General features: G+C 36.3%; 21 protein-coding genes, 1 pseudogene and 1 riboswitch. Of the genes and pseudogenes, 13 read left to right on the top strand and 9 right to left on the bottom strand.

Going from position 1 to position 21,586, the window contains the following annotated elements; genetic code table 11:
* Window positions 1-49 precede the first annotated feature (49 nt).
* Window positions 50-280 carry an excisionase family DNA-binding protein gene (locus KD050_RS11920; RefSeq protein WP_090569977.1) on the top strand — a complete coding sequence of 77 codons (231 nt, stop codon included), beginning with the start codon at window positions 50-52 and terminating at the stop codon, window positions 278-280.
* Window positions 281-337: 57 nt separating this feature from the next.
* On the opposite strand, the gene KD050_RS11915 is transcribed toward KD050_RS11920, so the two are convergent.
* The gene (locus KD050_RS11915; protein WP_211892577.1) at window positions 338-1,324 is read right to left on the bottom strand and encodes a homoserine dehydrogenase; all 987 of its coding nucleotides are present in this window, start codon (window positions 1,322-1,324) and stop codon (window positions 338-340) included.
* A 132-nt stretch (window positions 1,325-1,456) separates the two neighbouring features.
* Window positions 1,457-2,749, bottom strand: a complete 1,293-nt coding sequence (locus KD050_RS11910) for an O-acetylhomoserine aminocarboxypropyltransferase/cysteine synthase family protein (protein ID WP_211892576.1) — start codon at window positions 2,747-2,749, stop codon at window positions 1,457-1,459.
* Window positions 2,750-2,862: 113 nt separating this feature from the next.
* Window positions 2,863-2,977, bottom strand: a riboswitch (SAM riboswitch).
* Window positions 2,978-3,252: 275 nt separating this feature from the next.
* Here KD050_RS11910 and KD050_RS11905 point away from each other — a divergent pair.
* Both KD050_RS11905 and KD050_RS11900 read left to right on the top strand, forming a co-directional pair.
* Complete coding sequence (locus KD050_RS11905) at window positions 3,253-4,890, top strand: pyridoxal phosphate-dependent decarboxylase family protein (protein WP_211892575.1); 1,638 nt, start codon at window positions 3,253-3,255, stop codon at window positions 4,888-4,890.
* Complete coding sequence (locus KD050_RS11900; protein ID WP_235753798.1) at window positions 4,880-6,571, top strand: methyl-accepting chemotaxis protein; 1,692 nt, start codon at window positions 4,880-4,882, stop codon at window positions 6,569-6,571. The genes KD050_RS11905 and KD050_RS11900 overlap by 11 nt, the downstream gene beginning before the upstream one ends.
* A gap of 85 nt (window positions 6,572-6,656) precedes the next feature.
* Here KD050_RS11900 and KD050_RS11895 read toward each other — a convergent pair whose 3' ends face one another.
* On the bottom strand, window positions 6,657-7,232 hold the full coding sequence (locus KD050_RS11895; RefSeq protein WP_211892574.1) for a GNAT family N-acetyltransferase: 576 nt from the start codon (window positions 7,230-7,232) through the stop codon (window positions 6,657-6,659).
* A gap of 54 nt (window positions 7,233-7,286) precedes the next feature.
* Complete coding sequence (locus KD050_RS11890; protein WP_211892573.1) at window positions 7,287-8,267, bottom strand: DUF2268 domain-containing putative Zn-dependent protease; 981 nt, start codon at window positions 8,265-8,267, stop codon at window positions 7,287-7,289.
* Between the two features lie 196 nt (window positions 8,268-8,463).
* On the opposite strand from KD050_RS11890, the gene KD050_RS11885 reads away from it, so the two are divergent.
* Both KD050_RS11885 and KD050_RS11880 read left to right on the top strand, forming a co-directional pair.
* Window positions 8,464-9,105, top strand: coding sequence for a glycerol-3-phosphate acyltransferase (locus KD050_RS11885; protein WP_211892572.1), 642 nt, complete (start codon window positions 8,464-8,466; stop codon window positions 9,103-9,105).
* Window positions 9,106-9,119: 14 nt separating this feature from the next.
* Entirely contained in the window at window positions 9,120-9,707 is a 588-nt protein-coding gene (locus KD050_RS11880) for a YdcF family protein (RefSeq protein ID WP_211892571.1), read from the top strand.
* A gap of 378 nt (window positions 9,708-10,085) precedes the next feature.
* Here KD050_RS11880 and KD050_RS11875 read toward each other — a convergent pair whose 3' ends face one another.
* The gene (locus tag KD050_RS11875; protein ID WP_211892570.1) at window positions 10,086-10,430 is read right to left on the bottom strand and encodes a GIY-YIG nuclease family protein; all 345 of its coding nucleotides are present in this window, start codon (window positions 10,428-10,430) and stop codon (window positions 10,086-10,088) included.
* A gap of 20 nt (window positions 10,431-10,450) precedes the next feature.
* The gene (locus tag KD050_RS11870; protein WP_211892569.1) at window positions 10,451-11,206 is read right to left on the bottom strand and encodes a DUF2087 domain-containing protein; all 756 of its coding nucleotides are present in this window, start codon (window positions 11,204-11,206) and stop codon (window positions 10,451-10,453) included.
* A gap of 159 nt (window positions 11,207-11,365) precedes the next feature.
* Here KD050_RS11870 and KD050_RS11865 point away from each other — a divergent pair, with 159 nt between their 5' ends.
* The 4 genes from KD050_RS11865 (at window position 11,366) to KD050_RS11850 (ending at window position 14,727) form a co-directional block, all read left to right on the top strand.
* Window positions 11,366-13,063 (top strand): M3 family oligoendopeptidase, encoded by a 1,698-nt coding sequence (locus tag KD050_RS11865; RefSeq protein ID WP_211892568.1) that lies wholly within the window; start codon window positions 11,366-11,368, stop codon window positions 13,061-13,063.
* Between the two features lie 18 nt (window positions 13,064-13,081).
* Window positions 13,082-13,492: an RDD family protein gene (locus KD050_RS11860; RefSeq protein ID WP_211892567.1), complete on the top strand. Its 411-nt coding sequence runs from the start codon at window positions 13,082-13,084 to the stop codon at window positions 13,490-13,492.
* Window positions 13,493-13,705: 213 nt separating this feature from the next.
* Window positions 13,706-14,107: a DoxX family protein gene (locus KD050_RS11855; RefSeq protein ID WP_211892566.1), complete on the top strand. Its 402-nt coding sequence runs from the start codon at window positions 13,706-13,708 to the stop codon at window positions 14,105-14,107.
* A 17-nt stretch (window positions 14,108-14,124) separates the two neighbouring features.
* Entirely contained in the window at window positions 14,125-14,727 is a 603-nt protein-coding gene (locus tag KD050_RS11850) for an NADPH-dependent FMN reductase (protein ID WP_211892565.1), read from the top strand.
* 184 nt (window positions 14,728-14,911) lie between these two features.
* On the opposite strand, the pseudogene KD050_RS11845 reads toward KD050_RS11850, so the two are convergent.
* Window positions 14,912-15,237: pseudogene (locus KD050_RS11845) on the bottom strand (YnfA family protein).
* 129 nt (window positions 15,238-15,366) lie between these two features.
* Window positions 15,367-15,945: a TetR/AcrR family transcriptional regulator gene (locus KD050_RS11840; RefSeq protein ID WP_211892564.1), complete on the bottom strand. Its 579-nt coding sequence runs from the start codon at window positions 15,943-15,945 to the stop codon at window positions 15,367-15,369.
* A gap of 145 nt (window positions 15,946-16,090) precedes the next feature.
* On the opposite strand from KD050_RS11840, the gene KD050_RS11835 reads away from it, so the two are divergent.
* From KD050_RS11835 to KD050_RS11820, 4 genes are all read left to right on the top strand, one after another.
* Complete coding sequence (locus tag KD050_RS11835; protein ID WP_211892563.1) at window positions 16,091-16,849, top strand: SDR family oxidoreductase; 759 nt, start codon at window positions 16,091-16,093, stop codon at window positions 16,847-16,849.
* Between the two features lie 178 nt (window positions 16,850-17,027).
* Window positions 17,028-17,675: a lysoplasmalogenase gene (locus KD050_RS11830; protein ID WP_211892562.1), complete on the top strand. Its 648-nt coding sequence runs from the start codon at window positions 17,028-17,030 to the stop codon at window positions 17,673-17,675.
* Window positions 17,676-17,711: 36 nt separating this feature from the next.
* Window positions 17,712-18,938, top strand: a complete 1,227-nt coding sequence (pepT, locus tag KD050_RS11825) for a peptidase T (RefSeq protein ID WP_211892561.1) — start codon at window positions 17,712-17,714, stop codon at window positions 18,936-18,938.
* A gap of 12 nt (window positions 18,939-18,950) precedes the next feature.
* Window positions 18,951-19,907, top strand: a complete 957-nt coding sequence (locus KD050_RS11820) for a DMT family transporter (protein ID WP_211892560.1) — start codon at window positions 18,951-18,953, stop codon at window positions 19,905-19,907.
* 89 nt (window positions 19,908-19,996) lie between these two features.
* On the opposite strand, the gene KD050_RS11815 is transcribed toward KD050_RS11820, so the two are convergent.
* Window positions 19,997-21,193 (bottom strand): NAD(P)-dependent malic enzyme, encoded by a 1,197-nt coding sequence (locus KD050_RS11815; protein ID WP_211892559.1) that lies wholly within the window; start codon window positions 21,191-21,193, stop codon window positions 19,997-19,999.
* Between the last annotated feature and the right edge of the window lie 393 nt (window positions 21,194-21,586).

Genomic DNA, 21,586 nt, shown 5'->3' with positions numbered 1-21,586 from the left:
AGTTACTGCCAATCGTATCTTATACTAATAACGATAGGAGGCATTTTACATGTATATGACAGTAGAAGAAACTGCGAATTATTTATCAATGCCTATTGATCAAGTTAAACGATATATTTCAGAGAAGAAAATTCGTGCCATTTTCGACGGGGAAGAGTATTACGTAAATAGTGCTCAATTCGAAACGCATTTACAGCAGATTGAGGATTTGAAACGACAAATCGACGAATGGCGAAATACCCCAATCCCAGATGATATTGATGTTAAGGACGAAGATTAATACAAAGGAAAAGGACGTTCTCCGAATGAGGAGAATGTCCTTTTGTATTATGGCTGATTAAATCGTTATGAAGAACCCCGCTCGTTTTCCGATAATTTCTGCGTAATCCTCGACCATCACACTTGCTGTTGGATACATTCCCGCTCCTGGACCAACTAACGTTAGTGTTCCAATGTAGTTGGTATCTAGAGCAACCGCATTGTTTACCCCTTCGATTGAGTATAAAGGATGATCTGGCCCGACAAGTTGTGGTCCAACGGAAGCGTATAGTTCTCCGTTTTCGTCTTGCTCTATTTCTGCCACATGGCGGTAACGTAGTCCTTGTTCCTTCGCTTTACGGACGTCCTCTAATGAGATTTCATCGATACCCACTACACGAACATCGTTCCAATTAGGCTGTTTTTTAAATGCTAGTGCACTTAGAATCATCAGTTTACGGAATGCATCTTGCCCGGACACGTCGTTATATGGATCTGCTTCTGCATAGCCAAGGTCCTGTGCCTCTTTTAATGCATCATCAAATTGACATTCGTCCTGTCTCATTTGTGTCAAAATGTAATTCGACGTACCATTTAATATTCCTTGTATTCTTTTCACTGAGTTAACTTGTAATAGATTTTTCAACGTCTTAATAACAGGAACTCCACCTGCTGTTGTTGCCTCATATCCTATAAATACTCCACGAGACTTTGCGCGCTCATGCAACGGGATACTATATTTGGAGAACATCACTTTATTTGCTGTTATTACGTGACACCCTTTATCAATCGCTCTACTTAGGTAGTTATATGCTGGTTCCTCATTTACAATTGCCTCGAATACTACTTGAAGCCCAGGAATATTGATAATATCCTCGAAGTCATCAGTCACTAAGACACCCGGTGTAGCTATTCTTTCTTTTCCAACGTTGTTTACGAGAATAGCACTAATTTCTAGGTCTAATCCTAAAGACTTTTTAAGATCTTCTCTTTTTTCATTTACAATGTGGTAAATCCCTTGCCCGACTGTTCCGAAACCTAGGATTGCTGCTTTTATTGTCGCCATGCTATCTCCTCCAAATGAATCTGCACAATTGAGTTCCAATTTGCTTCTATTAGTAAAATTCTAAATCGCAATTATATACGAAGAACTATTTTACATATTGTAGCCCATCTTTACTCAATTATCAATAAAATTCTACCTAGAGAGGACATTTGTTTTTCCCACAAGTACTTCGTCAAGTGCAGCCTGCAAATCTTCGACTGCCTCTAGTCCTACAGACAAGCGGATTAAGTCTTCCGTAACTCCCGATTTCACTAAATCCTCTGGAGTTAACTGCTGATGTGTTGTAGATGCAGGATGGATTATTAGTGATTTGGCATCGCCAACGTTAGCTACATGCGACCAAATTTCAATATTATCGATAATATTTCGTCCTGCTTCTTTACCACCTTTTACTCCGAAAGTTAGGATCGAGCCAAAACCATTCTGTAAGTATTTTTTAGCAAGCTCATGTGAAGGATGACTTTCTAAACCTAAGTAGTTAACCCAAGTCACTTCTTCGTTATTTTCTAAGTAATCTGCAATTTTCTGTGCATTTTCATTGTGCTTTGGTACACGTAAATGAAGTGTTTCTAATCCTTGTAGAAAGGAGAAAGCTGCTTCAGGACTTAAAGTTGGACCAAAATCACGAAGCAATTGAACGCGCAACTTCACTGCGAATGCTACGTTTGGGACATCTATTCCGTATCTTAGACCATGATAGGTCACATCTGGCTGTGTGAATCCAGGGAATTTCTCTGAATCCCAATTAAAGTTTCCTCCATCTACTACTACTCCACCGATAGTTGTACCATGACCGCCAATCCACTTAGTTGCCGAGTGAATCACTACATGAGCACCGTGTTTAATCGGATTCGATCCATATGGAGTAGCAAATGTGCTATCTACCAGCAACGGAACTCCTACTTCGTTGGCAATTGCTGCAACGTTTTCAACATCTAATACATTTAAGCTAGGGTTTCCGATGATTTCAGCAAAAAATGCTTTTGTTTTATCCGTAACTGCTGCTCGGAAATTTTCTGGATCAGTTGAATCTACAAACTTCACTGTAATACCATATCTCGGCAATGTATGTGCAAATAAATTAAATGTACCACCATACAAATTTTCAGCAGCAATAATTTCGTCTCCAGCTCCTGCAATATTTAAAATAGAAAATGCGATAGCAGCCATGCCGGAAGAAAGTGCAACTGCTGCGGTCCCTCCTTCTAATAATGCAATTCGTTGTTCAAACACATCTACAGTTGGATTCGTAATACGGGAATAGATATTACCTGTTTCTGCAAGAGCAAATAGATTTTGCGCATGTTCTGTATTTTTAAATACGAAGGATGTTGTTTTATGAATAGGTACTGCTCGTGAGCCTGTCACTGGATCTGGTTGTTGGCCACCATGTAAAAGTAGTGTTTCTTTTTGAAGATTTGTCATTTGAATTCCTCCTAAAATGTAGTTTAGATGGACGCTTATGGAGGCGAGGGAGGGTTAGAACAAACAAAAAACCCTCTTCAATTAAGAAGAGGGTGCAAATTCGCATGTTCCTCCTCTTATCTTCCAAATTCGTATTAGAATTTGTAGGATTTAGCACCTTTCCAAGTTGAGAACTTGTTGGTTGCCGGGCATCGCAGGGCCTATTCCCTCCGCCACTCTTGATAAGAGTATTAGATTTAGTTTTCCATCTTGTTACACAGTATAGATTTCTATTAAACTATTTGTCAACACTTTTTTGAAAAGTTAAAAAATTATTTTCGATACACTTCCTTCTACCCTTCTCTATTGCATAAATATTACTAATATTCTAAAGTATTCTTTATTTTACATTTATGACGAAATTTATAGTTTTTTGTAGTCCAATATGTATATACTACATAAGAGTATAAGGAACTATAACGAAAATATTATAACAGGAAATATAGACCAAGAAGGGTGAGAAAATGAAAAATATACAACAGCTTTTTCAAAGTGAAGATGGCAATGGAAAACAAAGAGAACAGTTATTAGGTTACGTGGAAAAAATATTAACGTCCATGGATGCTTTGAAAGATCCACAAAAAACGATGCTAGGGCCTATACAAGAGAGGTCTGCAAACTTCTATAAAGAGATAATGGAAGATTATGAAGTGCCTTTAAATAGTCGTTCGATGGACTTTGTTGTGGAAGAATTAACAGACTTGATGAAGGGTCACCCATATCATACACGAAACTTTGTAACAAATGTTTTGCCAATGGCAAGTATTCCTGGTGTCCTAGGACTACTTACCAATTCCTTATTGAATGGTAATAACTTGTGGGATGTTTACGGACCAGCTGCTGCTGAATGTGAGGTAAAAGTCGTCTCCATGATGTCGAAACTAGTTGGTTACGATTTTACTGAAAGCTTCGGTTATACAACCTGGGGTGGACAAGGCGCAGTGTTCAGCGGCTTGCGCATGGCGATAGCAAAACAGTTCCCAAACGCTAAAGAGGAAGGCGTACCAAATAATTTATATTGCTTTGCATCCGAGAATGCACATTATAGCTTGTTAAAATCTGTAGAGGCTGTTGGAATTGGAAGTAATCATCTTATACGAGTTAAAGCAGGGGCGGATCATTCTATGGATATGGAAGATTTGAAAATGCGCTTAACAGAAGTAATCGAAAAAGGCGGCATTCCTGTCTATATCGTCGCTACTACTGGTGCAACAGATAATTTTGCTATTGATGATGTTAAAGCAATTAAAGAAATGGCAACAGCATTCGAAAGAGAATACAATCTAAAGCAAATTCATATTCACGCCGATTCCGCGCTGGGTGGTTTTTATGCATTCTTCAACGATTATGATTTTATGAATAACCCATTGCACTTTGAGCAAGAAGTGCTAATAAGTCTGCAACATACTCGTGAACGGATGCAGCATATTTCATTGGCTGATAGTTTATGTTTTGATTTCCAAAAGCTTGGACAAACCCCTTACTTAACTAGTTTGTTTTTAGTGAAGGAAGGTAAATACCTAGGCTTATTGGATTTAGAAGATTTCGATACGCCGTATGTTGGCAACCGTGGCTACGGATCTTATCATACAGGCTATACATTAGAATGCTCACGAATGGGAAGTTCGATTGCTATTTATGCTGCTTTGTTGGCGTTCGGTAAGACGGGATATCAACAACTATTAGCAAATTATGTCCGGGTAAATTTAGCATTCCGTGAACAATTGGCCATAAAAATTCCTTCGTTACATGTTGTAAATGAACCGAATATCGGACCAATTACAGCGTATCGCTATTATGAAAAAGGATTGAATTGGAGAGATGAACAAGCTGGCAACTATTCACTGGCACAAGTGAAAGAAATCAATGATTTAAATGCATCGCTATTTGAAGTATTAGGAAAACACCGAGATGAGGTATTTTTTGGTGATACAACTCGTGTCTGCACTGTAGCAGTTTGTGATTCAGATGAACTGGTTCCTGTTGCAGCAGCGAAATTCTTTTCTATTTCACCATATACCGAGGTGGAACATATCCCAGCGATGATAGATTCCCTTCATCAATCCATCAATACAATGGAGGCTTTACAATTTGTTAAATAAATTAAAGAGTTCTATGTTATATAAATATATTTTAAGTTTTATCATCCCAATTGCCTTATTTTCGATTATCTTTAGTGTAATATTATTTACCTCCACTAAAATAATTATAGATAATTATGTTATCGATCAATTTGAAAATACACTACAATTGGTATCGGATGATGTTCTTGAAGAGCTGGATTCTGATCTTGTAGTCGCTGCAGATAGTAATAATGATGAACAATACAGTACATTGCTGAATAAATTAAATGATTCTAAAACAAAACACAATGTGGAAAATGTTTATGTGCTTTCCCGTTCAGATGGAAAAGAGCATATCGTCGCATTGAGCGATACGGATGATCGTAATGCTGCATATACGTTTGATGAAAAAATGAATGAAGCAATTGACCAAGGGCAAGTGAAAATTAGCGATATCTATACAGATGAGTATGGAATTCATAAATCTATTTTCGTACCATTCCAGAAAACAGATATTATTCTTGGTTTAGATATGGATGCATCATTTATATCTAAATTACAAACCCAAATTATTTGGTTATCAATAATCATTACCTTAATCTTTGTTGCATTAGGTACGCTAATCGCTTACTTCATAAGTAAACGTATTATAAATCCGATTAAAGCTGTTTCGATTTTCGTAGAAGAAGTAGCAAAAGGAAATCTAGCGGTAGAGCGTTTGCATATTAAAGGAAGTGATGAAATTGCTCAGTTATCTCACGGTATTCATAATATGACTGATGATTTACGTTCCTTAATTACTCATATTGGAGAAAATGCTGAGCAAGTAGCAGCAACGTCAGAGGAGTTATCAGCGAGCTCTGAAGAAACAAGCGCGTCAATTCAGCAAATTACTTCCTCCATGCAAGAAGTTTCGATTGGTTCAGAAAAACAAACAGAGGCTATAGAAGAAGTGGAGAAAAATGTTTCTACTATTTCAGAAGCAATGAATAAAGTGGCATTAGAGGTTAATAGCGTGTCTGGCAAAGCTTTGAATGCATCTGAAATCGCCTCAAAAGGTAATGATACCATCCATATGGCAGTTCAAAAAATGGATACCACATCCGATGCTATTCATGCTACTTCAGATGTTGTAAAACGTTTAAGCGATTATACGCAAGAAATTGGGGATATTGTTTCATTAATTACAGAAATAACAGATCAAACAAACCTACTTGCTTTAAACGCTTCTATTGAAGCAGCGCGTGCAGGAGAGCATGGCAAAGGATTTGCCGTTGTTGCAGAAGAAGTACGAAAATTAGCAGATCAATCGCGTGAAGCTGCCAATAATATTAGTACACGCATTGATACGATTAAAGCAGAATCTTCTCATGCAGTTAAATCGATGGCAATAAGCTATGATAATTTAAGAGATAGCGTTACTACATTTGATGAGGCGGGTAATGCCTTTAAAGATATTTATATAGCTGTGAATGAGTTAACTAAACAAATGAATGATGTCAACAGCGTAGTTGAAGGAATGAACAATGGTGTACGTAATATTGCTGGTTCCATGGAACAAGTAAGTGCTATTTCTGTACAAGCATCCGGGAATATCCAGAATGTGGCGGCAGCTTCTGAAGAACAAGCAGCCAGTATGGAAGAGATTACAAATTCCTCTAATACCTTGGCTGGTATGGCGGAACAATTACGTAATGCTGTTAATAGATTTGATTTATGATGATAGAGTCTCAATATCCATGTAAATGGTATTGAGGCTTTTTTTTAGGTTCTTATCTAATTCAGAATTGTATTAAAACCTGACACTATAGACTACGCGAGTAGTCTTCTTTAAGGATGCCGTATATTTCTAAATCGATTACTCCTTTACCAGACCATAAAGAGGCTTGTCTTAATAATCCTTCTTTCATAAAACCGTTTTTTAATAGGACTTTCTTTGAAGCCTCGTTTGCAAGCATAACATCTGCTTGAATTCTGTTTACGTTAACTTCTTCAAATAGAAACTTTACTAGTATACCAACGGATTCAGTTGCAATTCCCTTATCCCAACTATCCTCTGCCAAAAAGTAGCCAATAGATAAAGTGTTCACTTTTTGGTTGAAATCCATAGCTTCTATAATGCCCACCAATTTACTACTTTGATACTTCTGAAAGATGCCCCACTTAACTCTACTTTTTTTATGGTAGTCCCTATCAAAATGTCCAATCATCTTACTTACCGTTTGTATATTATGCTTTGGAATGATTCCACAATATTCAAATACATTTTCGTTATCGTAGATTGTATATACTTCCTTTAAGTGTACATCTTCGATTTTTCTTAATACTAGATTAGCAGATTCTAATACTGGGAAATCACCAAAAATTATTTCTACATTCATGTTTTTCTCTCCTTTAGTCGCCGAATAAACAGACACTTTCGTATTAAATTATTTTTACTTTATTAAATTATAGTATTCACTACCCTGAAGAAGGTCTTTTGAGTGAAGTCTTGTCCATCTTGAAATTGAAGCATCTGGGTTATTCTCTATATAACTTTGAGTAATTTGATAGCCTACTTTATAATCCGACCATAATGGTATTCCTTTTGCTGAATTCCCATTAAAGAAGTCCTTATATATTTTTATTGAGGTCGAATCGGCATTTTCCCTTAGTTCCTCTAGTACTATTGCTGTAGATTCCTCTGATAACGGCTTTGTCCAAGGAGCACTTACTTCAGGATAAACAATACGGGCAAAGGAATCTGCTTTTCCTTCAAAAAGAATCCTGTCTAAAACATTATAAAAAGCCATCTCTCCATTTGCTAGTATATTTATTGCATGATGGTATTCATGTGCAATCACATACTTTAACATATCTTCACTAAAGGAAATGTCTATCTGGATGAATATATCCTTATCGTTATATGTCACTCCAGATACTCCGTTCATTTTTTCAATTACAAACTTATCTTCAGGTCTAACAGGCATAATATAGACGTTTTTATCTCCACCAGGTAGATGTTCTGCAGAATTAATAAGTGCTTCTCTTATTAACTCATTTATTAGCTCTTGTTTTTGAAGGAGCTGAATCGTATTTTTTTCAAACTGTTCCACCTCGGTAGAAGCCGTAAAAGGATACTCCAAAGGTAAATCTAAAGAGGATTTTTCCTTAAGAGGTTCTAACACTTTTTCCACATATGCCCCTGGATTACTCTGGGATGGGTTGTTATTGACATAGTCAGTATAATTAAGTACTTCCTCATAAAACGGGATTATTTTAAAATCTTTTCCTTCATGCGAAAAACTAACTTCTTTTTGCGAAGGTAGTTTCGGTAGTTTATTCTCATCCTCCATATCTTTATCTTTAGCTTGGTCATTTGAACAGCTTGCAAGTAATAATGAAAACAGGATTACTATACCAACTAATCGCTTCATTTGGTTACTCCTCATTTTAGAACTACATTAGTATCCATACCGATTAAATAAAAAAATCGGATGCAGTAATTTTAATACGCTTTTCATGATCATAAGTTTCAATTTTAATAATACAAAGTCCACTTCTACTTTAAAATTCTGAAACTTCTTATCTCTTCGTTCGTTAAATATATTGAAGTTAGTGGGAGGTGAAAAAATGGTCGTTTCAATGATTAGTATCCTCGTTATTAGTTATCTGGTTGGATCTATTCATGGTTCTAAATTAGCGCAATATCTAAGTGGAGTAAATATTAAAAAAGAAGGTTTAAAGAACTCTGGCGCTTCAAATGCCGCTATTGTTCTAGGTGCAAAATATGGTGTTTTAGTTGCAATTATTGATATTTTAAAAGGAGTAATAGTCGTAATTGGGACGCGTTTCTGGGTGTTAGAGTACGCTGACCTTTCGTTAGTTGAACAGGACGTACTGCTATATAGTGCAGGTGCTGCTGTAATACTCGGGCATAACTTTCCGCTTTACACTAAATTTAAAGGTGGAAAAGGCACTGCCACCCTTATCGGAGTGCTACTAGCTCTTAGCTGGCCACTTGGCTTAATCGGACTTATATTATTAATCGGAACTACATTTTTAACGGATTATTTATTAATTGGTGTTTTTGTTTTTTACTTTGTCTTTATCGGTGCATCTATTTGGTTTGCAGAAGGAATTGGACCAATGGCTATTGCCGGATTTCTATTTTTGATGGCAGTTGTTTTACATATCGAGAATTTCCGTCGTTTAATGCGAAAGGAAGAGATGAAAATCTCCACTTTTTTAAGTAAGAAGAAGCCGTCTGTATGAAATGAGTGAATATCATGAAGAATAAATTTAGGTGGTTAGTGCTTATCCCATTAATAGTTGTTGTTTCTTGTGGGATTGGGATTTGGTTACTCACGAGTAAGTGGCTCGAGGATGGTCTAGACCCAAAAGCTGATGGGACTAATGAGTATGCCATTGTGCTTGGCGCCAAAGTGAAAAAGGGGAATATCCCTTCCCTCTCTTTACAGTATAGATTAGATGCTGCTCTTGCCTATGCCCAAAAATATACCCATGTAAAATTAGTACTCTCAGGCGGACAAGGTCCTGACGAAGATATCGAAGAAGCTGTCGTGATGAGAGATTTTCTATTGGAGAACGGAATAGATGAAGAGCGGCTCCTCTTAGAAGACAAAGCGACTTCTACGTATGAAAATCTTTTATTTTCACAAGAAATATTGCCAAGTGATATTAACTCCGTAACGATTATTACAAGCGATTATCATTTGCAACGTGCCAAAATACTAGCAGGCAAGCTCGATTGGGAGTCAGATGTTGTGGCTGCTAAAACGCCAAAAGTTGTCGAACTCAAGGTTCGTTTACGGGAACGAGCTGCGCTGTTAAAAGCATATATATTAGGAAAATGATTGATGAATATTTTTAAAAAAACTATTGCTAATCTTTTTCGAAGTACTTAGGACAGCCTTGTTGCTATACTATTACCGTGTGAATTTTATAAAAGAGCTGCTAGTTATGACGTCCGTCACAACCAGCAGCTCTTTTTTCGATAATCTTATGGCATTTATCTGTCCGTCGTCCTTCAAAAGCTTTCGGAAACAGGCTATTACATTGTTTGCTAACTAGAGAATAGCTACTTTCCTATTCATAAAGGAAGCTCTCGAAGATACAATTTCGTTCGCTATTTCGCTTTTTTATTGGGTACACACTAACTATTTTCTCTAATATCACCTGTATTATCAATTCTTTTAAAAAGGCTTTCATCTTAAGGAAAGCTTTTTTATTTATTAGGAATGATATCCTTTTTCACCATAGGGCTGTAGCTTATCTAACCATTTCTCCAGTAACTTTTCTAGTTCTTTTTTATCCACTCGGTTTTTATCTTCTTCTTTTTTTAATACCTCGACATGCTCAATATCAAAATTATCCTTACCATATTGTTTCCATTCATTTTGGAGTTCTTTATTGGTATGTAGCCCGTTTACTAAAGTGAACTTAACCCCATTTAATGTTTTAAAATTAGGTGTCGATGCCACTAACTTTTTACCATTTTGTTTGTTTGTGATAACGTAAATTCCACCCTCTACTTTTATTTCTTTATATTCTTGTTTTAGCTCTTTCTTGCGATCCATTTATATTCCATCCTTCTAGTTTAGTTTTTCACCCAATATGCACTGCCATCGTCTTTTCTGTCTAAAAACCCATATTCTATTAAGTAACGTCTTAATGTTACGAAGTCAGCGTAGGCTTTTTCTAAGATGTAATTTATTTCTTTTTCTGTATAGGTTTTTTCCTTCTCAAATCTTCTAATAAGTACTCGTAAAGTTGCTAGCTTTTGCTTTTCTTTCTTCGGAAACTTCATAAGAGGACCATCTATTCCATCTGGAAAAAATTTCTTTTCTACATCTTCCTGCTCCTCTTGCGTGATGTTATACCGATCATCCACCATCGTTGCTGTTTTATGCAGAGGAAGAAATGTTGGGGCATGGTCGTCTTTTTCCTTTAACAATTCCATCATCGCTAGAAATACTTTTGCTTGTCGCTCCTTTTCTTTTAACACGAATCGATGATTACGAATCGTTGAGGAGCTTCCAATTTCTAGTTCTTTCTGTATTTCTGCATCACTTCTACCCTCATAAAATAGACGTAATAGGCTATTTTGATGATCAGTTAACCCAGTAAGCTTTTTATTTAACCCTATTAGATAATGAAAAACAGATTCATGCTCCGTTTCAATATGTAGCCTCATGAATTTTTCTGCTTCATATAACATATTATTCTTTGGATAAATGAATCCTTTTTCTACCTTACTGCCGCACAAAAGGCACACATACATTTCTTTCTCTTCGATATAACCATTCTTTAACTGTTCTGAAGATGCATTCCACAATAGTTCCGATATTTCCATATACAAACACAACCAATCTTTGTTTATTAATTTACAAACATTATATAATAACGTTTGTTTTTTATCAACCTGTAAAAATGTGGTTGCAATTTATCTGAAAATAATAAACAATATGAATAAGACGTTTCGTAAAGCGAAACGATAGAGAGGGGAATTCCAATGGTTACATTTAAGGACTATGAATACAAACGTCCAAATTTAGAGCAATACAAAGCTACATTTCAAGGGTTATTAACAAAATTTAAGGAAGCATCATCAATGGAAGAACAGAGTAAAGCTATTGAGGATATCAATTCATTCCGCAATGACTACTCTACAAACGCAAACTTAGTTTATATTCGTGCATCTATCGATACTAATGATGAGTACTATCAAAAAGAGCGTGATTATTTTGATGAGACCAACCCTGAAATAGAAGAAATGATTACTGAATATTACAAAGCGCTGGTTGAATCACCGTTCCGAGATGAACTGGAAGATAAATGGGGCAATCAGCTTTTTGACTTGGCAGATTACCAAATCAAGGCTTTCTCTCCGGAAATTATTTCCCTTATGCAAAAAGAAAATAAACTTTCTTCCGACTACTCGAAGCTGGTTGCGTCTGCTCAGGTTGATTTTAATGGAGAGACATTAACACTTGCACAACTCGGTCCATATACTGAATCAACAGATCGTGATACACGTAAAAAGGCTAGAGAGACTAGTAGTGGATTTTTCCATGAAAACGAAGCAAATTTTGATGACCTTTATGATCAGCTTGTAAAAGTCCGTCATGAAATTGCAACTACCCTTGGTTACAAAAACTTTGTAGAGCTCGGTTATATTCGTATGAACCGTATCGATTACAATGCGGAAATGGTAAAAAAATTCCGTGATCAAGTTCGTGATTTCATTGTTCCTGTTGCAACAAAGCTTTATGAACGCCAGGCAAAACGTATTGGGGTAGACAGTTTAAAATATTATGATGAGCCCTTTAACTTCCTTAGTGGAAATGCAACCCCACAAGGTTCTCCAGAGTGGATTGTGGAAAATGGGAAGAAAATGTACGAGGAGCTTTCTCCTGAAACCGCTGAGTTCTTCCAGTTTATGATTGATCGTGATTTGATGGATTTAGTTGCGAAAAAAGGGAAAGAGGCTGGTGGTTACTGTACATTTATCGATAATTACGAATCTCCATACATTTTCTCTAATTTCAATGGAACGTCTGGTGATATTGACGTACTTACGCATGAAGCAGGTCACGCTTTCCAGGTGTATACAAGTCGTAACATAGGTATCCCAGAGTATGTTTGGCCAACTTTTGAGTCTTGTGAGATTCATTCGATGAGTATGGAATTCTTTACGTGGCCTTGGATGGAATTGTTCTTTAAGGATCAAACCTACAAATATAAGTTTGCCCACTTAAGTAGCGGACTTCTGTTCCTACCATACGGAGTCGCAGTGGACGAATTCCAGCATGTTGTCTATGAAAATCCTGAAATGTCTCCTGCTGAACGTAAGGCTGCTTGGAAGAAAATCGAGGAAATTTATTTACCTCATCGCAATTATGATGGAAATAGTTATTACGAGGCTGGTGGGTTCTGGCAACGCCAAGCACATATTTATGCTAGCCCTTTCTATTATATCGACTACACACTTGCTCAAATTTGTGCGTTCCAATTTTGGAAACGCTCAAGAGAGGATCATGAAGCTGCTTGGAAGGATTATTTACATCTTTGCCAACTTGGTGGATCGAAGTCTTTCACTAAATTAGTAGCAGAAGCAAATTTGATCTCTCCATTTGAGGATGGTTGTGTGGAATCTGTTATTGGTTCGATTGAGGAATATTTAAATAGTGTGGATGACTCAGCACTTTAGGTTATTGAAAGGAGTTAATTGAATTTGAATCCAGCTGGTTTTTGGATTAGATTTGGTGCCAGTCTTTTAGATGGCATTATTATTGGTATACCGCTAGCTATTATTAGTTACCTTATTTTTGGAGACAGTGATACATGGTTTACTACTTTAGGGTCGTATCTATATTTCATATTACTCCCTACATTATGGGTAGGATACACTTTAGGAAAGAAAATTCTTGGTATTCGCATCGTGAAATTAGATGATACTGACGTCAGTTTTTGGACCATGATTAAACGACATTTTATTGCTGGCCTTATTTATGCGTTAACCTTAGGGATTGGCGTTATTGTTAGTGCCTTTATGGTGGGGATTCGCGAAGATAAACGAGCAATTCATGATTTTATAGCAGGGACTTATGTATCTTTCAATCCGCCTTGGCAAAAATAGATAAGCAAGAACAAGCATTCAGTAAGATGCTTGTTCTTTTTTCTTTGATACTTCATACATTTTTATAGCTTCAATACTGGATGATTTCCTGTTAAAAATGCAGGAAATCATTTTTATTTTTCTATAATTACTTTTTGTAAGCAAATGTATTGAATTTATTTAGTAACTATATTATATTTAGTTACGTAAAGTAACTTGATTTGGAGGGTATCTATGAAAAAACAACAACTTGCAACACTTATTTTGCGTGTCGTGTTTGGATTCACGTTCTTAATACATGGCATATCAAAATTCCAAGGAGGTATTTCAAATACAGTTGGTTATTTTGATTCACTTGGTTTACCAGGATTTCTAGCATACGTAATTGCAATTATTGAATTAGTTGGTGGATTATTATTAATAATTGGATTTGGAACGCGTGTAATTGGTGCTCTATTTGCTGTAATAATGATAGGTGCAATTTTTTCAGCGAAATTATCATTAGGATTATTAGGCGACGGTGTATCAGCTGGTTATGAATTAGAATTAGTCTTCTTAGCTATAGGTGTTTATTTTGTCTTAGCTAACCCGACTAATTTATCACTTGATGAAAAACTGTCACAAAAAAATAGATAATGATTTGAGGTATAAACATGAGCTTTATGAAAAAATTATTCGGATTAAATTCAAATGAAGAGCAAACAGGAGGAAATGACATGATGAAAATTGGTATTGTTTTAGGGAGTACACGTGAAGGACGCGTTAGTCCACAAGTTGGAGCATGGGTAAAAGAACTAGCAGATAAACGTGGGGATGCAAACTACACTATTATCGACATTGCAGATTTCAAATTACCACTATTAGGTGAAGCAGAAGGCGACGCATCAGGTGCAGCAGCATGGTCAGAAATCATTGCAAAACAAGACGGATTCGTATTCATCGTTCAAGAATACAATCACTCGATCACAGGTGCACTTAAAAATGCATTAGATTACCTACGTGAAGAGTGGAACAACAAAGCAGCTGGTATCGTATCTTACGGTTCCGTTGGTGGAGCTCGTGCAACAGAACATTTACGTGGAATTTTAAGTGAATTACTTGTAGCACATGTACGTGTACATCCAGCATTATCATTATTTACAGACTTCGAAAACGGTACAGATTTCAAACCAGCTGCCGTTCAAGCAGATTCAGTCAACCAAATGTTAGATCAAGTTATTCCTTGGACAAAAGCTTTAAGTACTATACGTAAGTAACGTAAGTAATTGAATGTTATAAGATTATTAAACTCGCATTCGACGACAAGAAAAGAAACTATTTTGAACAAAATTTGTTCAAAATAGTTTCTTTTCTTATGCTAATTTATAGTTTTCATAAAAAGGTTAATCTTTTTTGTTACCCTTGCGCAACTAGAGCCCTACATTACTTGAAGAATTATTCTTAATGACGAGGTGCGAATAATATTACCAAAACCCCAACTAAACAAATACCTGCACCTATCCAATCGTATAAATCAGGTGTTTTTTATCAATACCCCACCCCCATAATATAGAAAGAACGATAAACACTCCACCATAAGCAGCATAAACTCTTCCAAACGACGGAAAGGTTTGAAATGTAGCAATAACACCGTATAAAGCTAAGGCTACTCCTCCAAAGATCCCCCAATAGAACGGTTTACCTTCTCTTAGCCATAGCCAAATAAGATAACCTCCACCAATTTCAGCAAGTCCTGCAAATAGAAAGAATGCAATTGTATAAAACATTTAAAAACACTTCCTTGAACAGTTTAATCTATTACATTATTTTTGAATTGCTCAATTGTTACCTACTTTTAACCACAATCTAATTCCTTTGAAAACTTATTAATACTATTTTTCTATAAACTATATTCTCTAACTCCTCGTTATAACATTCAACGTTTCGACTAAATGAATATTCATGTCATCAACGGACTCCTTAAAGTCATTACGATGCCATTCAATAATTAAACCAATAATAGCATTGGTCATATAGGAATATACATATTTTTTTGATTCGTCGTATTTCCCTATTTTACTATCCTCTATGAAATTAGAACGGATTGCATCAAAGAACATATAATAGTAAGTAGTCGATACATTATCTGATAAAATAATGCGATAAAAATCTTCATACTTTTTGACATGATGAAAAATACGAACCGTTTTTGGATCTAAATTTTTGAAAACTAAAGTTTCTAATTGTAGAGCAGAAATGTGTTTGTATGGTTCTTTATAGGATTCTTCTAAATCTCTAATTACCTCTTCAAAAAACTCCTTAAAAACATCACCAACTTCTTCATAGTGAAAGTAAAAGGTCCCTCTATTTATACTTGCTTCCCGACAAAGTTCAGTTACATTGATGTCTGTTAAAAGCTTATCTTTCAATAAATGAGTTAAGGCTTGATAGATAGCTTTCTTTGTCTTTATGATTCGCAAATCATTTTTCTTCAAAAATATCTCTCCTTTATCGAACACTTATATCGATACTTGTTTAATATTATACAATAATTGTGAAAACTGTTGATTGAATGCGCTTACACTTTAAATTATACTGTTATTGTACAACTGTATGAAAAAGTTTAAGGAGGAAATGATTATGAGATTACAAGACAAAGTAGCTATCGTTACTGGCGCAGCTTCTGGGATGGGTAAAGCTATCGCTGAAGCTTATGCAAAACAAGGCGCAAAGGTCGTTGTTTCCGACTACAATTTGGAAGGTGCAGAAGCTGTAGTAGCAGGTATTAAATCAGCTGGCGGTGAAGCAATTGCTAACCGTACAAACGTGGCAGAGCTTGCTGACGTAGAAAACTTATTCGCTGAAACAAAAAACGCGTTTGGTAAATTAGATATTTTAGTTAACAATGCAGGTATTATGGATGGAATGGAGCCCGTTGGTGAAATTTCAGATGAAAAATGGGATCGCCTATTCGCAGTAAATACTACTGGTGTTATGCGTGCAATGCGTATCGCAACTAATATTTTCTTAGAACAAGGACACGGAGTTTTCGTGAACAACATCTCTGCAGGTGGATTATGTGGTGCTCGCGCTGGTGCAGCGTACACTGCATCTAAACACGCTGTTACAGGTTTAACTAAGAACACGGCTTACATGTACGCAAACTCAGGAATCCGTTGTAACGGAATTGCTCCAGGTGGCGTGATGACAAATATTCAAACTTCTATGACTAGTCTTTCTGAATTTGGGATGGGTCGTCAACAAACTGGTAGTGGGACAATGCCACGTGTTGGTCAACCTGAAGAGATTGCGCACCTTGCGGTATTCTTAGGTTCTGACGAGTCAAGCTTCGTCAATGGTCAAATTATTGCCGCTGATGCTGGTTGGACCGCTTACTAATACTTCGTAAAAAGCAAGACTGAACTATAAAAATAAGAACTTAATACACCAGTTACTGATATTCAATCGGTGACTGGTTTTTTCTTTTTTTGAATTTTGGACTGTTCTTTTCGCATACAATGTGAAGGAAGTTTCACCTCCAGTAACGAATCTAAAGGAAAGGGGAGTGTTTGTTTTTATGTGGAGTAAAATTATTGGGGTTTTAATAGGGGTTATGGGCATTATTTATATTTTTTTCATACCAAGTGATCCTGTTGCAACAAAGATTGTTTTTAAGCTTATTCCGATGCTGCTTATTATATTGTTCGCATTTCTTCAACCTGTCGGAGAATCTCGTAAATATAAGACCCTTATTATAATCGGTCTAACGGTATGTATGCTTGCTGATGGGTTAATTTATTGGTTTATTGCCGGACTTATCACATTTTTAATCGGACATATTTGGTATATCTTTGCTTTTAAGCAAATCCAACATACGTCTCTTCCAAAATGGGCTATTGCATTGCTTCTAGCATACGGGTTTGCAATGGTGATTTGGCTAGCAGGAACTCTTTGGTCCCAAGGAGATACAGTATTGGCTTTTGCAGTTATTATTTATATAGCAGTTATTCTAATGATGGGATGGAATGCTTTTCAAACTGCCAATAAGTTCGCGATTATCGGTGCTATTTTATTTATCTTCTCGGATTCTACTCTCGCTATTAATAAATTCATTGTAGATATTCCTTTCTCAGACGCACTTATTATGATTTCCTATTACGGTGCTCAATTTATGTTTGCTCTTAGTATTAATTATTCCGCAACTCGAAAGAATCTGTTAAAATAGGAAGTAGCTTTATAAATCGAAAGGAGATTTAATCTCATGAAAGAAACTTTAATCGAGCGTTTAGTTCGTTATGCAAAAATAGATACACAATCAGATGCCTCCAGTACAATCTGCCCATCTACTGAAGGGCAATGGGATTTACTTCATGAGCTTCAAAAAGAATTAGCTACAGTTGGTTTGGAGGAAATTACATTAGATGAAAATGGATATCTTTTCGCAACACTTCCTGCTAATACCGACAAAGATATTCCAACCATTGGCTTCTTAGCACATGTAGATACAGCTACAGATTACACCGGGAAAAATGTAAAACCACAGCGAATCGACAGCTATGACGGACAAGATATTACTCTAAATGAAAATACAATTATGAATGTTCAGGACTTCCCTGAATTAAAAAATTATGTTGGCCACACACTTTTAACTACAGACGGAACTACTCTTCTTGGCGCAGACGATAAAGCCGGAATTGCCATCATTATGACTGCAATGGAATATTTCATCCAGCATCCAGAAGTAAAGCATGGTAAAATTCGTGTTGCTTTCACACCGGACGAAGAAATCGGACGTGGACCACATAAATTTGATGTGGAAAAATTCGGAGCAAAATTTGCCTATACAATGGATGGTGGTCCATTAGGAGAATTACAATTTGAAAGCTTTAACGCAGCAGGTGCCAAAGTTGTTACAAACGGGAAAAGTGTGCACCCTGGTTCTGCAAAAGACAAAATGGTGAACTCCATTACTATGGCTACGAAATTCCAATCTCATATGCCAACAGATGCTGTCCCTGAAAAAACGGATGGTTATGAAGGGTTTATTCATCTGATGAATATTACTGGGGACACAGAAAAAACAGAGCTTAGCTATATAATTCGTGACCATGACCGTGAAAATTTCGAAGAGAAAAAACAATTATTTCTTGATACAGCCGAGAAAATTAAAGCTGAATACGGCGAAAATGCTATTTCTGTAGAGTTAAACGATCAATATTACAATATGGGTGAAAAAATTACGCCTGTAATGGAAATTGTAAATGCAGCAAAAGATGTGATGATTGCATTAGATATTGAACCCTTGATTATACCTGTACGTGGTGGAACGGATGGCTCTCAGCTTTCTTATATGGGAATGCCTACACCTAACGTATTTACTGGTGGAGAAAACTATCATGGAAAATATGAGTTTATCTCTGTAGATGTAATGGAAAAATCAACAGAAGTTGTAAAAGGGATTATCCAATCATTTGAAAAACAGACTTGAGTAGGTGCGAATATGCGTGAAATATTACTAGGAGTTTTAGCCTCCCTATTTTTTGCAGTTACCTTTATACTTAATCGTTCAATGGAAATATCGGGAGGGAGCTGGATTTGGAGCTCCTCCCTCCGATATTTTTTCATGCTTCCTTTTTTATTCATCATTGTTTATTATCGCAAAGGTCTGTCTGCTACATTTAAAGAAATAAAATCTGCTCCTGCTGCTTGGTTACTTTGGAGCTTTGTAGGTTTTGTATTATTTTATGCACCACTCACTTTCGCAGCCGCATATGGACCTGGTTGGTTAATATCCGGGATGTGGCAATTTACGATTGTCGCAGGGGTTCTACTTGCACCATTATTTATGATGAAAGTGGAAAACAGAGTCATTAAACAAAAAATCCCAATCGTTTCGCTGTTTATTTCCCTCCTTATTTTAATAGGAATCATTCTTATACAAATTCCTAATACCGAATCAGTTAATTTGCGAATGATTTTTTTAGGGATTTTACCTGTACTGATAGCAGCATTTGCCTATCCTTTAGGGAATCGTAAAATGATGGGACATTTAAATGGACGTTTAGATACATTTCAGCGCGTCTTAGGTATGACTATTGCGTCCATGCCTGCTTGGATTTTATTGGGGGTTTATGCAGTTTTTACTGTGGGCTTACCATCTTCTAGTCAAGTATTTCAATCCCTTATTGTAGCTATCAGCTCTGGAGTGATTGCTACTATATTATTCTTCATGGCAACCGATCGGGTTCGGGACCATCAAGGTAAATTGGCAGCAGTAGAAGCAACACAGTCAACTGAAATCATTTTCGTTATTATTGGTGAAATGTTTTTGCTGCATGTTCCTCTACCAGCACCAATTGCGCTTATAGGGCTTGGAATCATTATTCTAGGTATGTTCTTACATAGTTACTACACAAAAATATTAAATACAAGAGCTTTAACAATACAAACAAAATAGCGCATTAGAAAAAGATAAAATGGAGTGTCGTGAATAATTCGTGGCACTCCATTTTTTTCTGCGAATATATGAACACTCAACATTTCTAATTAACTCTCTAATACTGGCTGATAAAGTAGAGACACTCCCGAAGAAATTGCTGCTTCACTTACTGCTGCAGCTACAACTTGAACGACTCTTTCATCCAAAGCTCTAGGAATGATGTAGTCATCTCTAAGTTCGTTTTCATTCACTAACGAAGCAATTGCCTCGACAGCAGCTAACTTCATCTGTTCATTAATATCCGTTGCTCTTACATCTAAGGCACCTCTGAAAATCCCTGGAAACGCTAAAACATTATTAACCTGGTTTGGATAATCAGAGCGTCCAGTTGCCACTACTCTAACTCCCCATTCTTTTGCAAGTTCAAACGGAATTTCAGGAGTAGGATTAGCTAGGGCGAAAATAATAGAGTTTGTATTCATCGATTGAACTAAATCTTTTGTAAGTAAATTAGCTACAGATACGCCGATAAATATATCTGATCCTTCCATCGCATCTTTTAAAGAACCAGTTAAACCAATTGGGTTTGTTAAGTTTGCAATCGACTGTTTAACAGGATTCATACCTTCTACTCGGCCTTCGTAAATAATTCCTGTTGAATCACACATAATAATATTAGTATATCCTAACTGAAGAAGCACTTTTAAAATGGCCATTCCAGCAGCACCTGCTCCATTAATCACAACTTTAACATTATTATTTGTTTTATTTACAAGTTTCATCGCATTTTGAAGCCCCGCGCCTACGACAATTGCCGTACCGTGTTGGTCATCATGAAAAACCGGTATATCTAATTCCATGCGAAGTCGATCTTCTATTTCAAAACAACGTGGCGCGGAAATATCCTCCAAGTTTATGGCACCAAAAGTTGGGCTCAATGCTTTTACGATCTGGACTATTTCATCTACATTTTTTGTGTCCAAACAAATCGGAAATGCATCAACGTCAGCAAACCTTTTTAGTAAAATTGCTTTACCCTCCATGACGGGTAAAGCTGCTCCTGGCCCAATGTCACCTAGGCCTAATACGGCAGTACCATCTGTTACCACTGCAACTAAATTCCCTTTAGCAGTATAGTCATAAATAGTGGAAGGATCGTTATGGATTTCAATACACGGTTCTGCAACACCTGGTGAGTAGGCCAAACTTAAATCCTCCATGCTGTCCATTGGAACTTTAAAGACAACTTCCATCTTTCCCTTACTTTCACGATGCAATCTTAATGCTCTTGATCTCAAATCCATCTCCACACACTCCATCCTTTTAGTATTTTCCCCTTTGATAAGGATTATTAGAGTGTTTACTCAATAATCTTTATATTCTGAGAATTATAAATAGTATTAAAGTGGATGTCAACGGTTAATACTTAGTGAATATGTTCACAAATAACTTCCTATGTTTATATTTTATTGGAAAATAAAGTATAATTTTTATCATTTAAATTAATTTCAATTAAAAATTTGCAAAAAAAAATCGGCAACCATTTTTTTGGCTACCGACATATTAATGCACTATCTCAACTTTGAGGGGGTTAAGGTGTGCCGAGTAATCAGCTACAATTTGGAGAAAAGTCGCTGTTTAGAATTTCTCAATTAGGAGAAACTTTCTATATGGTAATGATAATCATTTTCAATTAA

This window comes from Psychrobacillus sp. INOP01, from assembly GCF_018140925.1.
In the GTDB taxonomy this organism is placed as follows: domain Bacteria; phylum Bacillota; class Bacilli; order Bacillales_A; family Planococcaceae; genus Psychrobacillus.
The sequence above is the reverse complement of the archived record's forward strand: the minus strand, read 5'-3'. Positions and strand labels throughout refer to the sequence as shown.

What these genes read in the sequence shown, in the direction of transcription:
- KD050_RS11890 (WP_211892573.1), bottom strand. Translation starts at nt 8,267, where the DNA reads ATGAAGCGATTAGTTGGTATAGTAATCCTGTTTTCATTATTACTTGCA.
- KD050_RS11905 (WP_211892575.1), top strand. Translation starts at nt 3,253, where the DNA reads ATGAAAAATATACAACAGCTTTTTCAAAGTGAAGATGGCAATGGAAAA.
- KD050_RS11915 (WP_211892577.1), bottom strand. Translation starts at nt 1,324, where the DNA reads ATGGCGACAATAAAAGCAGCAATCCTAGGTTTCGGAACAGTCGGGCAA.
- KD050_RS11885 (WP_211892572.1), top strand. Translation starts at nt 8,464, where the DNA reads ATGGTCGTTTCAATGATTAGTATCCTCGTTATTAGTTATCTGGTTGGA.
- KD050_RS11820 (WP_211892560.1), top strand. Translation starts at nt 18,951, where the DNA reads ATGCGTGAAATATTACTAGGAGTTTTAGCCTCCCTATTTTTTGCAGTT.
- KD050_RS11855 (WP_211892566.1), top strand. Translation starts at nt 13,706, where the DNA reads ATGAAAAAACAACAACTTGCAACACTTATTTTGCGTGTCGTGTTTGGA.
- KD050_RS11895 (WP_211892574.1), bottom strand. Translation starts at nt 7,232, where the DNA reads ATGAATGTAGAAATAATTTTTGGTGATTTCCCAGTATTAGAATCTGCT.
- KD050_RS11875 (WP_211892570.1), bottom strand. Translation starts at nt 10,430, where the DNA reads ATGGATCGCAAGAAAGAGCTAAAACAAGAATATAAAGAAATAAAAGTA.
- KD050_RS11850 (WP_211892565.1), top strand. Translation starts at nt 14,125, where the DNA reads ATGAGCTTTATGAAAAAATTATTCGGATTAAATTCAAATGAAGAGCAA.
- KD050_RS11835 (WP_211892563.1), top strand. Translation starts at nt 16,091, where the DNA reads ATGAGATTACAAGACAAAGTAGCTATCGTTACTGGCGCAGCTTCTGGG.
- KD050_RS11815 (WP_211892559.1), bottom strand. Translation starts at nt 21,193, where the DNA reads ATGGATTTGAGATCAAGAGCATTAAGATTGCATCGTGAAAGTAAGGGA.
- KD050_RS11865 (WP_211892568.1), top strand. Translation starts at nt 11,366, where the DNA reads ATGGTTACATTTAAGGACTATGAATACAAACGTCCAAATTTAGAGCAA.
- KD050_RS11830 (WP_211892562.1), top strand. Translation starts at nt 17,028, where the DNA reads ATGTGGAGTAAAATTATTGGGGTTTTAATAGGGGTTATGGGCATTATT.
- KD050_RS11880 (WP_211892571.1), top strand. Translation starts at nt 9,120, where the DNA reads ATGAAGAATAAATTTAGGTGGTTAGTGCTTATCCCATTAATAGTTGTT.
- KD050_RS11870 (WP_211892569.1), bottom strand. Translation starts at nt 11,206, where the DNA reads ATGGAAATATCGGAACTATTGTGGAATGCATCTTCAGAACAGTTAAAG.
- KD050_RS11920 (WP_090569977.1), top strand. Translation starts at nt 50, where the DNA reads ATGTATATGACAGTAGAAGAAACTGCGAATTATTTATCAATGCCTATT.
- pepT (WP_211892561.1), top strand. Translation starts at nt 17,712, where the DNA reads ATGAAAGAAACTTTAATCGAGCGTTTAGTTCGTTATGCAAAAATAGAT.
- KD050_RS11910 (WP_211892576.1), bottom strand. Translation starts at nt 2,749, where the DNA reads ATGACAAATCTTCAAAAAGAAACACTACTTTTACATGGTGGCCAACAA.